Origin of the sequence: Nonomuraea sp. NPDC050328, assembly GCF_044459405.1 — a bacterium.
Taxonomy (GTDB): Bacteria; Actinomycetota; Actinomycetes; order Streptosporangiales; family Streptosporangiaceae; genus Nonomuraea.
The window spans coordinates 135,472-148,731 of sequence record NZ_JBITIW010000009.1 but is presented as its reverse complement, the minus strand read 5'-3'; the positions used below and the strand labels follow the sequence as shown (position 1 = coordinate 148,731).

17 protein-coding genes are annotated in these 13,260 nt (G+C 71.3%); 8 read left to right on the top strand and 9 right to left on the bottom strand.

Going from position 1 to position 13,260, the window contains the following annotated elements:
* Positions 1–5 precede the first annotated feature (5 nt).
* The 3 genes from ACIBG7_RS30430 to ACIBG7_RS30420 are packed head-to-tail and all read left to right on the top strand — an operon-like array spanning position 6 to position 1,766.
* Positions 6–422: a phage holin family protein gene (locus ACIBG7_RS30430; RefSeq protein ID WP_357919536.1), complete on the top strand. Its 417-nt coding sequence runs from the start codon at positions 6–8 to the stop codon at positions 420–422.
* Positions 409–1,323 carry an alpha/beta hydrolase gene (locus tag ACIBG7_RS30425; RefSeq protein WP_357919533.1) on the top strand — a complete coding sequence of 305 codons (915 nt, stop codon included), beginning with the start codon at positions 409–411 and terminating at the stop codon, positions 1,321–1,323. Before ACIBG7_RS30430 ends, ACIBG7_RS30425 begins: the two co-directional genes overlap by 14 nt.
* Positions 1,320–1,766 (top strand): DUF309 domain-containing protein, encoded by a 447-nt coding sequence (locus ACIBG7_RS30420; protein ID WP_357919530.1) that lies wholly within the window; start codon positions 1,320–1,322, stop codon positions 1,764–1,766. The genes ACIBG7_RS30425 and ACIBG7_RS30420 overlap by 4 nt, the downstream gene beginning before the upstream one ends.
* A gap of 7 nt (positions 1,767–1,773) precedes the next feature.
* Here ACIBG7_RS30420 and ACIBG7_RS30415 read toward each other — a convergent pair whose 3' ends face one another.
* Positions 1,774–2,967: a MarP family serine protease gene (locus tag ACIBG7_RS30415; protein ID WP_357919527.1), complete on the bottom strand. Its 1,194-nt coding sequence runs from the start codon at positions 2,965–2,967 to the stop codon at positions 1,774–1,776.
* 81 nt (positions 2,968–3,048) lie between these two features.
* On the opposite strand from ACIBG7_RS30415, the gene ACIBG7_RS30410 reads away from it, so the two are divergent.
* Complete coding sequence (locus tag ACIBG7_RS30410; RefSeq protein ID WP_397338440.1) at positions 3,049–3,261, top strand: hypothetical protein; 213 nt, start codon at positions 3,049–3,051, stop codon at positions 3,259–3,261.
* Here ACIBG7_RS30410 and ACIBG7_RS30405 read toward each other — a convergent pair.
* From ACIBG7_RS30405 to ACIBG7_RS30395, 3 genes are read right to left on the bottom strand one after another with little or no spacing between them, the layout of a single operon-like run.
* Positions 3,223–3,858, bottom strand: a complete 636-nt coding sequence (locus tag ACIBG7_RS30405) for a CoA pyrophosphatase (protein WP_357919521.1) — start codon at positions 3,856–3,858, stop codon at positions 3,223–3,225. The genes ACIBG7_RS30410 and ACIBG7_RS30405 overlap by 39 nt on opposite strands.
* A 32-nt stretch (positions 3,859–3,890) precedes the next feature.
* On the bottom strand, positions 3,891–4,607 hold the full coding sequence (nth, locus tag ACIBG7_RS30400; protein WP_397338439.1) for an endonuclease III: 717 nt from the start codon (positions 4,605–4,607) through the stop codon (positions 3,891–3,893).
* 52 nt (positions 4,608–4,659) lie between these two features.
* Positions 4,660–5,979, bottom strand: coding sequence for an RNA-guided endonuclease InsQ/TnpB family protein (locus tag ACIBG7_RS30395; RefSeq protein ID WP_397338438.1), 1,320 nt, complete (start codon positions 5,977–5,979; stop codon positions 4,660–4,662).
* A gap of 44 nt (positions 5,980–6,023) precedes the next feature.
* On the opposite strand from ACIBG7_RS30395, the gene ACIBG7_RS30390 reads away from it, so the two are divergent.
* Positions 6,024–6,704 (top strand): Crp/Fnr family transcriptional regulator, encoded by a 681-nt coding sequence (locus tag ACIBG7_RS30390; RefSeq protein ID WP_357919516.1) that lies wholly within the window; start codon positions 6,024–6,026, stop codon positions 6,702–6,704.
* Here the strand turns inward: ACIBG7_RS30390 and ACIBG7_RS30385 are convergent.
* Both ACIBG7_RS30385 and ACIBG7_RS30380 read right to left on the bottom strand, forming a co-directional pair.
* The gene (locus tag ACIBG7_RS30385; RefSeq protein ID WP_397338437.1) at positions 6,686–7,477 is read right to left on the bottom strand and encodes an MBL fold metallo-hydrolase; all 792 of its coding nucleotides are present in this window, start codon (positions 7,475–7,477) and stop codon (positions 6,686–6,688) included. The genes ACIBG7_RS30390 and ACIBG7_RS30385 overlap by 19 nt on opposite strands.
* Positions 7,474–8,274 (bottom strand): NUDIX hydrolase, encoded by an 801-nt coding sequence (locus ACIBG7_RS30380; RefSeq protein ID WP_397338436.1) that lies wholly within the window; start codon positions 8,272–8,274, stop codon positions 7,474–7,476. The genes ACIBG7_RS30385 and ACIBG7_RS30380 overlap by 4 nt, the downstream gene beginning before the upstream one ends.
* A gap of 68 nt (positions 8,275–8,342) precedes the next feature.
* On the opposite strand from ACIBG7_RS30380, the gene ACIBG7_RS30375 reads away from it, so the two are divergent.
* A complete protein-coding gene (locus ACIBG7_RS30375) occupies positions 8,343–10,016 on the top strand; it encodes a hypothetical protein (RefSeq protein WP_397338435.1) in 1,674 nt (557 codons plus the stop codon).
* Here the strand turns inward: ACIBG7_RS30375 and ACIBG7_RS30370 are convergent.
* Positions 9,997–10,458, bottom strand: a complete 462-nt coding sequence (locus ACIBG7_RS30370) for a RidA family protein (RefSeq protein ID WP_397338434.1) — start codon at positions 10,456–10,458, stop codon at positions 9,997–9,999. The genes ACIBG7_RS30375 and ACIBG7_RS30370 overlap by 20 nt on opposite strands.
* Positions 10,455–10,610: a hypothetical protein gene (locus ACIBG7_RS30365; RefSeq protein ID WP_357919502.1), complete on the bottom strand. Its 156-nt coding sequence runs from the start codon at positions 10,608–10,610 to the stop codon at positions 10,455–10,457. Before ACIBG7_RS30365 ends, ACIBG7_RS30370 begins: the two co-directional genes overlap by 4 nt.
* A 77-nt stretch (positions 10,611–10,687) precedes the next feature.
* Between ACIBG7_RS30365 and ACIBG7_RS30360 the strand changes: the two genes are divergently transcribed.
* The gene (locus ACIBG7_RS30360; protein WP_357919499.1) at positions 10,688–11,689 is read left to right on the top strand and encodes an ArsA-related P-loop ATPase; all 1,002 of its coding nucleotides are present in this window, start codon (positions 10,688–10,690) and stop codon (positions 11,687–11,689) included.
* A gap of 25 nt (positions 11,690–11,714) precedes the next feature.
* A complete protein-coding gene (locus ACIBG7_RS30355; RefSeq protein WP_397338433.1) occupies positions 11,715–12,854 on the top strand; it encodes an ArsA family ATPase in 1,140 nt (379 codons plus the stop codon).
* Positions 12,855–12,929: 75 nt separating this feature from the next.
* Here the strand turns inward: ACIBG7_RS30355 and ACIBG7_RS30350 are convergent, their stop codons facing one another.
* Entirely contained in the window at positions 12,930–13,226 is a 297-nt protein-coding gene (locus ACIBG7_RS30350) for a WhiB family transcriptional regulator (protein WP_181610211.1), read from the bottom strand.
* Positions 13,227–13,260: the final 34 nt, after the last annotated feature.

Genomic DNA, 13,260 nt, shown 5'->3' with positions numbered 1-13,260 from the left:
ACCTCATGTCCCAAACCTCCGACATGCCGCAAGCTCCGGAAGTCGAGGAGAGCCTCGGCTCGCTGGTCGCCCAGGCCACCGACCAGATCTCCACGCTGGTCCGCTCCGAGATCGAGCTGGCCAAGTCGGAGCTCAGCTTCAACCTCAAGAAGGTCGGCACGGCCGCCGGAGCCTTCGCCGGCGCGGCGTTCATGCTGCACCTCTGCCTGATCCTGATCTCCTTCGCCCTGGCCTTCCTGCTCGCGCTCTGGCTGCCCGTCTGGGCCTCCTTCCTCATCGTGACCGCCGTCTACCTGCTGGTGGCCGCGGGCGCGATCTGGTTCGGCGTGCGCAAGCTCAAGGGCATGGACGGCATGAAGCGCACCACCCGCTCGCTCAAAGGCCTGAAAGAGATCGCGGAGCCGGCCGATGGCACACCCTGACGAGTCCTTCGTCGAGATCGAGGGCCCCTGGACCCACCGCGCGGTCCACGCCGGCGGCACGCGCTTCCACGTGGTCGAGGCCGGCGAGGGCCCGCTGGTGCTGCTCCTGCACGGCTTCCCGCAGTTCTGGTGGACCTGGCGGCGCCAGCTCGTCAGCCTCGCCCAGAACGGCTACCGCGCCGTCGCGGTGGACCTGCGCGGGTACGGCGGCAGCGACAAGCCGCCGCGCGGCTACGACCTGCCGACCCTGGCCAGCGACGCCACCGGCCTGATCCGCGCGCTCGGCGAGACCGGCGCGATCGTGGTCGGCCACGACTGGGGCGGCCTGCTCGGCTGGACCATGGCCGCGCTCTCCCCCAAGTCGGTGCACCGCCTGGTCGCCGTCAGCGCCCCGCACCCGCTGCGGCTGCGCAGCGCCCTGCGGACCGACCCGTTCGGCCAGCTCCGCGCCAGCGCCCACTTCTTCGGCTTCCAGCTACCCTTCCTGCCGGAGCGCCGACTGGCCAAGCACCTGGTCGGCCGCCTGCTCGACACCTGGTCGGGGCCCGGCTGGCCGGACGAGGAGAGCGCTCAGACCTACCAGCGAGCCTTCCGGATCCCCGCCGTGGCGCACTGCGCGCTGGAGTACCACCGCTGGTTCGGCCGCTCCCAGCTCCGCCCCGACGGCCTGCGCTACGCCCGCGCGATGCAGGCCGAGGTCGAGGCGCCCACGCTGCACCTGCACGGCGCGCTCGACCGCTGCATGCTGCCCCGCACCGCGCAGGGCTCCGGCCGCTACGTGGCCGCGCCGTACCGCTGGCGGCTGCTGGAGGGCGCCGGGCACTTCCCGCACGAGGAGCGGCCCGAGGCGTTCGACACCGAGCTGCTCGGCTGGCTCGCCGACGAGGAGCCCGACCGGTGAGCCGCGACCGCGACACGCAGGGGCGCCCGCGCAACGCCCGGCCGCGTGACGAGTACGGCAGGCCGCTCCCCTACGGCACGCCCGGCGTCGACCGCGTGCCCGACGACTACGCGCCCACCGCCGAGCAGGCGCTGGACGACGCGCGGCAGTTGCTGGCCGAGGGCCGGCCCTTCCACGCGCACGAGGTCTTCGAGGGCCGCTGGAAGTGTGCCCCGGAGCCCGAACGCGAGCTGTGGCAGGGCCTGGCGCAGATCTGTGTGGGCCTCACGCACCTGCAGCGCGGCAACCGCACCGGCGCAGGCCAGCTCCTGGCCCGTGGCGCGGCCAAGGTGCAGGCCTACGGCCCGCCGTACGAACCGGCCGGCCGGGCGGCGGCCAGCCTCGACGCCGGCGCCGACTCCGCCGAGGAGGCCATCCAGGCGGTACGGCAGGCGCTCCCCTGACCCGCGGCTAGTCGCACGACTGGGTGCCCTGCGGCGTGGTGTCGTCGCGCCCCTGCTCGATGTCGCTGCGGACCTCGTTGGCGGTCAGCGCGTACCCGGTCTCGGCCTGGTTCGTCGCCGCGGCGAAGATCACGCCGTAGACCCGCCCATCGGTGGTCAGCAGCGGCCCGCCGGAGTTGCCGGGCAGCACCCGCCCGCGGATCTGGTAGACCTCGCGCGTCACGTTCGAGCTGCGGTAGATGTCGGGCCCCTTGGCCATCTGGGTGCGCGCGATGCGGGCCGCCTCGGGCGTGAAGCCCTTGCCCTTCGGGTAGCCCGCGATGATCGCGTTGGCGCCCCGCTCGGCGGTGCCGTCGAACTCCAGCGGCCGCTGGTTCAGCCCCGGCACGTGCAGCACCGCGATGTCACGCCGCGGGTTGTACCGCACCACGGTGGCCAGGTGGACCTTGGAGTTGTGGTCGACCACCCGCAGCTCGGCGGTGACCCCGGCGACCACGTGCGCGTTGGTCATGACGTGGTCGTTGGAGAAGACGAACCCGGTGCCCTCGATGACCTTGCCGCAGCTCTCGGCGGTGCCCTTGACCTTCACGATCGCCTCGCGGGCCCGCTCCAGGCGCGGGTTGCCGCGCAGCACGCCGGTGTCGGGCGGGGGCACGTCGGTGAGCTGGGTGCCGCCGATCGCGTCGAAGACCGGCGGGAACTCCGAACGGTCGATGAACTCCTTGAACGGCTTCTGCCAGTCCTTGGCCGCCTCGGGCACGGCGTTGTCGACCGTGTTGAGCAGCAGCGAGTTGCGGATCTGGTCGACGATCGGGGCGAAGGAGCTGGCCACCAGGAGGCTTCCGACCAGCCAGGCGAACACCAGCACCGACAGCCCGCTGGCCAGCGTGCCGCCCAGCGCGTCGACCATCTTGGCCGGCTCCCACGTCACGTGGCTGCGGATCACCGCGCCGATCGTGGAGGAGGCGAACTGCCCGATGGTGGCGGTCAGGAAGACGATCACGATGGCCAGCAGCGCCTGCTCGATGTCGCCGTCGACGACCCCCTTGGCGAGCGGCGGCGCGATGAAGACGCCGAGCACCACCCCTCCGGCGAACCCGACGAAGCTCATCGCACCGATGATGAAACCCTGCCGGTAGCCCGAGATGCCGAAGGCGATCACGAGGCCGATCAAAATGAGGTCAAGCAGATCGCCGCGCACGCTTCAAAGGTATCCAGCGGAACAGTCAATTGTGCAGGTGTTCGGCGAGGAACGGTTGACCACCGGAAATACCTTCCCGGTATGGAAGCCTTCATCGTGGCCCGCCGTCTGTGCGCCGGCGACACGCTCGCCGAGCGGCTGCGCGGGGTGGACCTGATGCGCTCGGTGGCCGAGAAGGACCGCGCCAGGCTGGTCCTGCGTTACCTCAGGGCCAGCGAGACCGACGAGACCCTGCTCTGGGCCATCGACGGCGCCCTAGCCGCGTGCGGCGAGGTTGAGGACGTCGGGCGGTAGGTCCTCCACCCGTTCGCGGTCCCAGGGCCGCTCGAAGCCGCTCCAGCGCAGCACGTTGTCGAGGATGCCCGCGGTGAAGCCCCACACCAGCAGGCCGCGCACCCGGAAGGCCGGGCCCGCGTAGCCGCTCGGGTGGCGCAGCTTGAGGCGGTTGGCCGGGTCGGCCAGCTCGGCGACCGGCACCCGCTCGACCGACTCGACCTCGTCGGGCGCCGCCGGATGCACCGCGCAGGGCGTGTGCCACCAGCCGACCACCGGGGTCACCCGGTTGTCGCTGCGCCAGACGTAGAGCTCAGGCATCGTCCCGATCACCTCGACGCCGGCCGGGTCGAGCCCGGTCTCCTCCTGCGCCTCGCGCAACGCCGCCCCGACCGGGCCGCCGTCCTCCGGGTCGACGCCGCCACCGGGGAAGGCCGGCTGGCCCGCGTGCCGCCGCCCGCGCGAGCTGCGCTGGATCAGCAACACGTCCGGGCCCTCGCCGAACAGCAGGAGCACCGCCGCGGGCCGCCCGCTCCCGTCGGCCGGCGGGCGCACGCTCAGCGGCACGGGGGCCTGCGCGGCCTGTGACACGAGGGTGTGGAGCCATTCGGGGGCCATGGACGCTCCAACATCGGTCCGGGCGGAAATATTCACGAGAACGGGCCGGACCTGACGAGCTTGGTCGCCGTGGCCGCGTCCGTGGGGCCGGTGCCGTACGCGGGGCACAGGGCCGCCAACGGGCAGACCCCGCAGGCCGGACGCCGGGCATGACAGATCCGGCGCCCGTGCCAGATCACCCGATGGGAGAACCACGTCCACTCCCGCCTGGGGATGAGCTCGGCGACCGCGTGCTCGATCTTGACCGGGTCCGTCTCCTCAGTCCAGCCGAAGCGCCGCACCAGCCGCTGGAAGTGCGTGTCGACGGTCAGGCCCGGCACGTCGAAGGCGTTGCCCAGCACCACGTTGGCGGTCTTCCGGCCGACGCCGGGCAGGGTGACCAGGTCCTTCAGCTTGTTGGGCACCACGCCCCGATAACGCTCGCAGACCGCCTGGGCCATGCCGATGATGCTGTTGGTCTTGGCGCGGAAGAAGCCGGTGGACCTGATGATCTCTTCCATCTCGGCGCGGTCGGCGGCCGCGTAGTCCTCCACCGTGGGGTATTTCGCAAAAAGAACCGGGGTGACCATGTTGACGCGCTTGTCGGTGCACTGCGCCGACAGAATGGTGGCGACCAGCAACTCCAGCGGACTGCCGAAGTCGAGCTCGCAGTGGGCATCGGGGTAGGTCTCGGCCAGGATGCGGTCCATGCGCCGTGCCCGCCGTACCAGCCCCAGCCGGGTCTCCGGCTTCCGCGTGTTCAAGGCCATGATGCCAGCCTATGGGTGGGGTGCGTCACAATGAGAACAGAGGAGGCAAGAGTCAACGATCCGGGACTGAGGCCCCGGACTTGCTCTCACGGTCCCGTCTGGCGGAAGGGAGGCCGGTAGCGTGTGGGGAGTTGACTGTCCCCCAGCTCGCGACAGCGCGTCGAGCGATGTTGCGGGCCGCGATGTGGTCGGCGTGCCCAGCGAGGCCGCACCTGGTGCACTTGAACCTGTTCCGCACGGGACGGTTGGCTCTGGACACCCACCCGCACTCCGGGCATGCCTGCGAGGTGTAGGCGGGATCGACCAGCACGAAGGCGATCCCGGCCCGCTCGGATTTGTACCGGGTGAAGGCGGTCTGCTGGGCGAACGCCCAGGTGTCAAGGGTGCGCCACTGGAGCCGGTGAGCCCTTACCCGGCCGCGGACACCCCGGAGGTCTTCCAGGGCGACGCCACGGCCGGTGCGTTCGGCCTCACGCACCACGAACCTGCTGATCTGATGGTTGACGTCGCTCATCATCCGGCTTTCCCTGCCGGCCAGCCGGCGCAGCACGCGGCGGGCCGACGAGGTGCGCCTGCGTTGCAGACGGCGGCGCTGGCGATGACGCCGCTCGCGCAGGCCGCGCACCTGTCCGTTGCCGGCGATCGGGCCGGACAGTGCCTTGCCGGGCAGCACGGCGCCGTCAGAAGTGACCGCCAGGTTCACGATCCCCTGATCGACGCCGAGGAACCCGTGGAGCGGCTCCACCGGGACGGGCTCGGGCAGCGTGACGGTGATCTGCAGCAACCACACCCCGGCCCGGCACACCAGATCCGCCTCCCCGCGTGGCGGGGTCTCCACAGCCCGCAGGTCCGCCTCGCGACCGGCGTAGGGCACGGCCACGCGGCCCCGCGGAGTCCACAGCGACACCGTGTGGGCGCCGTGACTGAAGCTCATCATCCGCGCGTCGAAGGGCACCGCCCCGAGCGGCCGGAAGACGTGGGCCCGCTTCCGGGAGGAGCGCCGGTCGGCGTACGTAGCCGCCACGCGGGCCACAGCCAGGTTCGCGGCTTTGGCACCCAGACCGGGGATCTCCAAGCGGGCCGCCCGATACGCCAGGCGGTGCAGCGCGAACCGGCCGAACACCTTCGCCGACCAGGCCAGGCGGGAAATGAGGGTCGCCGCCTGGTTGGCCAGCTCGGTGCCGGCCACCAGGGCGGCCTCCTGCTCAGGGGTGGGGAAAAGCCGAAGCTTGACCACCGAGACCAGCCCAGCCTGGCCGCCCACGTTCACCCCCAGTCGAACTGGCGTTCCCAAGTTGACGGCGATATTACTCTTGGTATCCAACGCACCACAAGTCTCAGGAGAACAGGCATGCAGCACGGTTCCGCGCATCTTCTCGGTCCCGTGGGACCGGGCTTCCACGCTGTAGGTGATCTGTGAACACCGAAGACGTGCTGGGCAAGGCCCCCCTGTTCGCCGCGCTCGACCGTGAGAGCGCCGCGGCGCTGCGGACGAGCATCACCGAGGTCCAGTTGTCCAAGGGGCAGACGCTCTTCAGCGAGGGCGAGACGGGTGACCGGCTCTATGTCGTGCTCGAAGGCAAGATCAAACTCTCGCGCACCTCGACCGACGGGCGGGAGAACCTGCTCAGCGTGCTGGGGCCGAGCGAGATGTTCGGCGAGCTCTCCCTGTTCGACCCGCGGCCGCGCACGGCCACCGCGACGGCGCTGACCGACGTACGGCTGGCCGGGCTGGGCCACGACGACCTGCGCCCCTGGCTGACCGGACGGCCCGAGGTGGCGCTCCACCTGCTGCGCGCCCTGGCCCAGCGGCTCAGGCGCACCAACGACGTGCTGGCCGACCTGGTCTTCACCGACGTGCCGGGGCGGGTCGCCAAGCAGTTGCTCGACCTGGCCGAGCGCTTCGGCACCAAGACCGAGGAGGGCGTGCGCGTCCACCACGACCTCACCCAGGAGGAACTGGCCCAGTTGGTCGGCGCCTCCCGCGAGACGGTCAACAAGGCGCTGGCCGACTTCGCACAGCGCGGGTGGCTCCGGATCGAGGCCAAGGCGGTCACGATCCTCGACCTCGACCGACTCTACAACCGTTCCAGATAGTCGAGCTGGGCCCGCACCGACCATTCGGCCGCGGGCCACAGGCTCGGGTCCACCTCGGCGTAGACGATCTCCACGATCTCGCGCGGCGTGCGCGCGCCCTGCCGCAGGGCGGCTCTGATCTGGTCGAGCCGCTCCTGCCGGTGCGCGCGGTAGGCCTCCAGCACCGCCAGCGGGTCCGGGAGCACCGGGCCGTGTCCGGGCAGCAGCGCTCGCGCGCCCAGCGTCTCGGCGCCGCGCACCAGGCGGTCGAGGCTGCGCAGGTAGTCGCCCAGGTCGCCGTCGTGCGCGATCACCGTCGTGCCGCGGCCCAGGATGGTGTCGCCGGTGAGCATCGCCCGGTCGGCCTCGATCCAGAAGCACAGCGAGTCGAACGAATGGCCCGGCGTGCCGTACACCCGGATCTCCAGCCCGTCCACGTCGATCACGTCGCCGTCGGCCAGGCCCTCCTCGCCCAGCCGGTGCTGCGGGTCCAGGGCCCGCACCGGGGCGCCGGTCAGCTCCGCGAAGCGCCGCGCGCCGCCGCTGTGGTCGTGGTGGCCGTGCGTGAGCAGGATCTGCGTGACCTGCCCGCCGTCCAGGTGCTTCACCACGCGCTGGAGGTGGGCCTCGTCGTCGGGACCTGGGTCCACGACCACCACGCGCCGCCCGGTCCCGATCACCCAGGTGTTGGTGCCGTCGAGGGTCATCGGGCCGGGGTTGGGGGCGAGCAGGTTGCGGGCGTGGGCGGTGCTGGAGCCGTCGGGGCTGCCCACGGGGATGTAGAGGCCGCTCATACGTCCAGTCTGACCTGTCCGTCGATCTCGACCACGCGCGGCTGCACCCGGACGATCTCCCGCTCGGCGGCGAGCACCGCGGCGCTCTCGCCGTACTCGGCCAGTTCCCCGAGGGTCACGTAGGTCGGCGGCATGAGGAAGATGTCCCCGCGCTCGGCCCGGTCCAGGGCCTCCCGTGGGCGGGTCCAGCACACCTGGTCGGCCTCGCCGCCGACGTCCCTGGTCCGCTGTCCGTACGGCAGAGCCGCGGCGAAGAAGCGGGTGTCGAACCGCTTCGTCTCCACGTCGGGCGTCACCCAGTGCGCCCAGGCGGTGAGCAGGTCGGTGCGGAGGACGAGCTCGCGGCGGTCGAGGAAGTCGGCGAAGGCGAGGCCGCGGTCGATCAGGGCCAGCCGGTCGGCCTCCCAGTCCTCCCCCGTGGTGTCCGCGACCACCTCGTCGGGGCCAGGACCGGCCAGCAGCACCCCGGACTCCTCGAACGTCTCCCGCACCGCCGCGCACACCAGGCCGCGCGCGGTGCTCTCGTCCGACTGCAGGATCTTGGCCCACTCGGCGGGGCTCGGCCCGGCCCAGGCGAGGGCGTGGTCGGTGTCGCGCGGATCCACCGAACCGCCGGGGAACACGTACGCGCCGGCCGCGAACGCCATCGTCGCCTTCCGCCGCAGCAGGTAGACCTCCAGGCCGCCCGGGCGGTCACGCAACAGTGCCACCGTGGCCGAGTCCCGTGCGGGAACCGGGTCGATGCGGCCGGCGGCGATGGCCCTCGCCCGCTCCAGCAGCTCCTGCGGCAGTTCCACCCAGCCTCCCTAGAACATCACTCGGTCATATTACGATCAGGCCTTTCGCGTGGAAAGGGTGCCTACCTGTGCGCAAGCTCCCCCTGGGCTGGTTAGCGGCGTCCCTCAACCTGGCGGTCGTTTTGATCGCCGTCGCCATCAGCTTGGTGCGGGGCTCGCTCGACCCGGCCTGGACCGTCGTCCAGTGGTACCCGGCGCCGTTCTCGGAAGTCTCCATCCCGCTCGTCCTGATCGGGCTGCTCCTGGTCGGGCTGGCCAACTCGTGGATGTTCTGGCAGGTGCTCAAGGGCCCGGCCGAGCGCTTGCCGCTGTCCCCTCGGGCGCGCGGGCTGCGGTGGCTGCTGTACGTCTACGTCGTCTGGCGACTGCTGCCGCTTCCGCTCGCCGAAGGGCCGGCAACCGCGGTGGACGCCGCTCTGTGGGTGTCGATCGTGGTCCTGTTCGCGGGGGTGGTGACCGGGTCCGAGCGGGGGTTCCGGCTCGCCATGATCGCCTTCAGCCTGCTGGCCGCCGGGGGCGGCCTGCTCATCGAGACCGGCGTCCTGGTCCGTGTCGCCCAGGCCACCCCGATGCTGGTCCTCGCCGTGGCGCTGGCCCTGGGGGCGGCGGCGCTGACCGGGCTGATCATGATGCTGATCGCGCAACGCCGCGACGGACGCTGGAGCCGGGCGACCCTGGTGCTGGGGGCGCTGCAGTTCCTTTCCTTCCTCCCTTCCGTCGTCGGCGGCCTGTTCGGCGAGCCGGTGCGCGGCCTCCTGGAGGTGGTGGCGCTCTTCGAGGTCGTCTGGCTGGCGCGGACGGCCCACGAGCTCAGCGCCCCCACCACCGGGTCGGAACCCGCCCCACTCCGGCCACCCGCCTGGCTCCTCGTGCCGGCGCTCCTGCTGATCGCACCCGAGGCGCTGCCGCACGACACCGCCACCTGGCGGGACGCGGACTGCTCCTCGATCCCCCGGTACGCCGACGCCTCCCCGCAGGAACGGCGACGGGCCTATCTCTGCCTGGCGGCGAACGAGGGGTACGGCTTCCTCCGCGACGAAGCGGTCACCGATCGGCACCTGCTGTCCGAGGGCTGGAAGCGGTGCGCGGCCGGAGAGATCAGGAAGGGGCGGGCGGAGATCCTGGTCTACCTGTGCCCGGACGCCGTCGCGCGGGAGCACCCCGACCTGCTGCTCTCCTCAGCGCAGCTCCGGGAGCGGCAGACCGCGGAGCAGGCCGAGCGGCGCACGGCACTGGCCGCTGAAGCCGCCGAGTACGCCGGGAGCTGCCGCGACCCCTGGCCTACGCTGCGGGCCGTACACGAGGTCACCGCGGCCCATCTGCCCACCGACTGGGACGGCTACCGCGTCTACGACGGGCGGGCGGCGAGCCTGGACGCGCTGCAAGCCGAGCAGCTCGACTACGACCGGCCGCTTGTGGCCGCCGGTGGCGCGGCCGTGGTGACCACCACGATCGAGTACGGCGGCATCTGCGTGACGGTGAAGCTGGTGAACACGCCCCCGTCCCTGCGCCGCCGGGGCTGGGACGCCGTGGCCGAGGCGGACCTCCGGCTCACCACCGGCCGCCTGCATCTCAGGGGCCGGGGCCTGAAGGTCGCCCTGCCCCTGCCCAAGGCGGGAAGGTACCGGGTCCGGCTGCACACCAGGACGCTCGACGAAGGCGTGGGCGAGGACCTGATCGTGGTGTACCCGGAGCCGCGTGACCGCAGCCGGACCCGAGAGCTCAGCGCACCTCGGCGATGAGTTCGACCTCGACCGGGACGTTGCGCGGGAGCACGGACACCCCGACGGCGCTGCGCGCGTGGACGCCGGCGTCGCCGAAGATCTCGCGCAGCAGGTCGCTGGCGCCGTTGCCGACGGCGGGCTGGTCGTAGAACTCCGACCAGCTGGCCACGAAGACGACGACCTTGACGATGCGCACCACGTCGTCCAGCGACGAGAGCTGGGTGCGGAGGGCGGCGACGGCGTTGAGGGCGCAGATGCGGGCCAGCTCGACGCCCTGCTCCAGGGTGATCTCCGCGCCGAGCTTGCCGGTGGCCACGACCTGGCCGTCGACGATGGGCACCTGGCCGGAGGTGTAGACGTAGCTGCCGGAGCGTACGGCAGGCGTGTAGGCGGCCAGCGGCGGGACGACCTCGGGCAGCGTGACGCCCAGCTTGGCCAGGCGCTCCTCGTGCCCGCTCACGCCTTCTCCCGCTTGAAGTAGGCGACCAGGTTCTCCGGGTTGAGGCCGGGCACGACCTGGACGAGTTCCCAGCCGTCGGCGCCGAAGTTGTCGAGGATCATCTTGGTGTTGTGCACCAGCAGCGGCGCGGTGAGGTACTCCCATTTCTTCATGGGGCTCAGCGTAGTGTGACGGAGGTCAAAGGCCCGTGCGAGGTTTCAGCAAGTGACCGTTCGGTAGCCTCTCAAGCGTGGACCGGGACACGGATTGGGACGGCGTGCGGCTGCACGTGGTGACGGGCAAAGGTGGCACGGGCAAGACGACCGCCGCTGCCGCGCTGGCCCTTGCCCTGGCCTCAGGCGGGCGGAAGGTGCTGCTCGTGGAGGTCGAAGGCCGCCAGGGCATCGCGCAGATCTTCGACCTGCCGCCGCTGCCGTACGAGGAGCGGCGGATCGCCGTCGCACCCGGCGGGGGCGACGTGCACGCGCTGGCCATCGATCCAGAAGAGGCCATGCTCGAGTACATGGAGATGTTTTACGGCATGCGGCGCGCGGGCAAGGCGCTGACCCGGATGGGCATCGTCGACTTCGCGACCACCGTGGCGCCGGGCTTCCGCGACGTGCTGGTGACGGGCAAGACGACCGAAGCGGTCCGCCGGCGCGACAAGCGCGGCAAGCGGGTCTACGACGCGGTCGTGCTGGACGCGCCGCCCACCGGGCGGATCACCCGCTTCCTCAACGTGACCAAGGAAGTCGCGGGGCTGGCGAAGGTCGGGCCGATCAAGAACCACTCCGACCTGGTGTCCGGGGTCGTGAAAAGTCCGGAAACGGCCGTGCACTTTGTGACTTTGCTTGAGGAGATGCCGGTCCAGGAGACCCTCGACGGCATCGCGGAATTGCGTTCGGCCGGGCTCCGCCCGGGTGGCGTTTTCGTCAACATGGTGCGCGAATCACAGCTCCCGCAGGCCGCTCTTGACTCGGCTGTCAAGGGTCGCTTCGATGTCGGCGAGCTCGCGCTGGGGTTGAAGGCGGCCGGACTGACCGACGGGCCGGCGGACGCCTCCAAGGCGGCCGAGGCGCTGCTGGAGGAGATCGTCGAGCACGCCAAGCGCACCGAGCTGGAGGCGGCCGAGCGGGCCACGCTGGCCGAGGCCGGGCTGCCCCGCTACGAGCTGCCGCTGCTGGCCGACGGGGTGGACCTGACCGGGCTGTACGAGCTGGCCGAGAGCATGCGAAACCAGGGAGCGGCGTGAGCACGGTTTTCGACGGTCGGGTGGGATGGGAGTCGGCGTGAGCAGGAAAGCCCCGGTGCTGGACGTCGACGCGATCCTCGACGACCGCAACACCCGGATCATCGTCTGCTGCGGCTCCGGCGGCGTGGGCAAGACCACCACTGCCGCCGCCCTGGGCCTGCGGGCCGCCGAGCGCGGCCGGTGCGCGGTGGTGCTGACCGTCGACCCGGCCCGCCGCCTGGCGCAGTCGATGGGCCTCACCGAGCTGGACAACACCCCGCGCAAGGTCACCGAGACCGAGACCGGCGGCCAGTTGTTCGCGATGATGCTCGACATGAAGCGGACCTTCGACGAGATCATCGAAGCGCACGCGGATCCGGAACGAGCCCGACAGATCCTGACCAACCCGTTTTATCAGTCTTTGTCGTCATCCTTCGCGGGCACGCAGGAGTACATGGCGATGGAGAAGCTGGGCCAGCTCCGCCGCTCCGACGAGTGGGACCTGATCATCGTCGACACCCCGCCCTCCCGCTCGGCACTCGACTTCCTCGACGCCCCCGAGCGGCTGGGCCGCTTCCTCGACGGCCGCTTCATCAAGCTGCTCACCGCTCCCGCCAAGGCCGGCGGGCGCAGCGCCTTCAAGCTGCTCAACGCCGGGTTCGGACTCGTCGCCGGCGCGATGACCAAGCTGCTCGGCGCCCAGGTGATCAAGGACCTGCAGACCTTCGTCTCCGCGCTCGACGCCGTCTTCGGCGGCTTCCGGCAGCGCGCCGAGATGACCTACAAGCTGCTCCAGGCCAGCGGGACCGCCTTCGTGGTCGTCGCCGTGCCCGAGCGCGACGCCATGCGCGAGGCGGCCTACTTCGTCGAGCGCCTGGCCGAGGAGCGCATGCCGCTGGCCGGGCTGGTGGTCAACCGGGTGCACCTGTCCCCCGCCTCCGGGCTCACCGCGGCTCGCAGTACGGCTGCCGCGGAAGAGCTGGAGACGCGCGGCGAGCACGAGCTGACCGCCGCCGTGCTGCGGCTGCACGCCGGCCGGATGCAGCTCGCCGCCCGCGAGGGACGGGAGCAGGAGCACTTCACCTCGGCGCACCCGACCGTCCCCGTGGTGCAGGTGCCGGCCATGTCGCAGGACGTGCACGACCTCGACGGACTGCGCGAGATCGGCCGGCTGCTGGCCTCGTGAGGCGCCTCAGAACGCGCTGACATGCCGGTACGGCAGGCGGCTTGCCTGCCGTACTGGCATGTCAGGCTGGCTGGGTCAGCCGGCGATCAGCTCGTTCGTCCGCTCGTACTCCTCCTTGGCGGCCTCGAGCAGCTCGCGCCAGGAGTCGACGTCTGGACGCCGCCGCAGCAGCGCTCGACGTTCCCGTTCCGTCATACCGCCCCACACCCCGAACTCGATGCGGTTGTCAAGCGCATCGGCGAGGCATTCGGTACGGACCGGGCATCCTCGGCAGATTAGTTTCGCCCTGTTCTGGGCAGCTCCCTGGACGAACAGAGCGTCCGGGTCCGCACCCCGACAGGCGGCTCGGGAGGTCCAATCCGTGATCCACATGTTCGACCCCACTCCCCTTAGGTGGTCAGTCGTC

Excerpts from the sequence above, each read along its gene's own strand:
- ACIBG7_RS30395 (WP_397338438.1), bottom strand. The coding sequence starts at position 5,979 with ATGCGCGGAACCGTGCTGCATGCCTGTTCTCCTGAGACTTGTGGTGCG.
- ACIBG7_RS30385 (WP_397338437.1), bottom strand. The coding sequence starts at position 7,477 with ATGAGCGGCCTCTACATCCCCGTGGGCAGCCCCGACGGCTCCAGCACC.
- ACIBG7_RS30350 (WP_181610211.1), bottom strand. The coding sequence starts at position 13,226 with ATGTGGATCACGGATTGGACCTCCCGAGCCGCCTGTCGGGGTGCGGAC.
- ACIBG7_RS30405 (WP_357919521.1), bottom strand. The coding sequence starts at position 3,858 with ATGGCCCCCGAATGGCTCCACACCCTCGTGTCACAGGCCGCGCAGGCC.
- ACIBG7_RS30430 (WP_357919536.1), top strand. The coding sequence starts at position 6 with ATGTCCCAAACCTCCGACATGCCGCAAGCTCCGGAAGTCGAGGAGAGC.
- nth (WP_397338439.1), bottom strand. The coding sequence starts at position 4,607 with ATGGCCTTGAACACGCGGAAGCCGGAGACCCGGCTGGGGCTGGTACGG.
- ACIBG7_RS30425 (WP_357919533.1), top strand. The coding sequence starts at position 409 with ATGGCACACCCTGACGAGTCCTTCGTCGAGATCGAGGGCCCCTGGACC.
- ACIBG7_RS30410 (WP_397338440.1), top strand. The coding sequence starts at position 3,049 with ATGGAAGCCTTCATCGTGGCCCGCCGTCTGTGCGCCGGCGACACGCTC.
- ACIBG7_RS30355 (WP_397338433.1), top strand. The coding sequence starts at position 11,715 with ATGGGAGTCGGCGTGAGCAGGAAAGCCCCGGTGCTGGACGTCGACGCG.
- ACIBG7_RS30365 (WP_357919502.1), bottom strand. The coding sequence starts at position 10,610 with ATGAAGAAATGGGAGTACCTCACCGCGCCGCTGCTGGTGCACAACACC.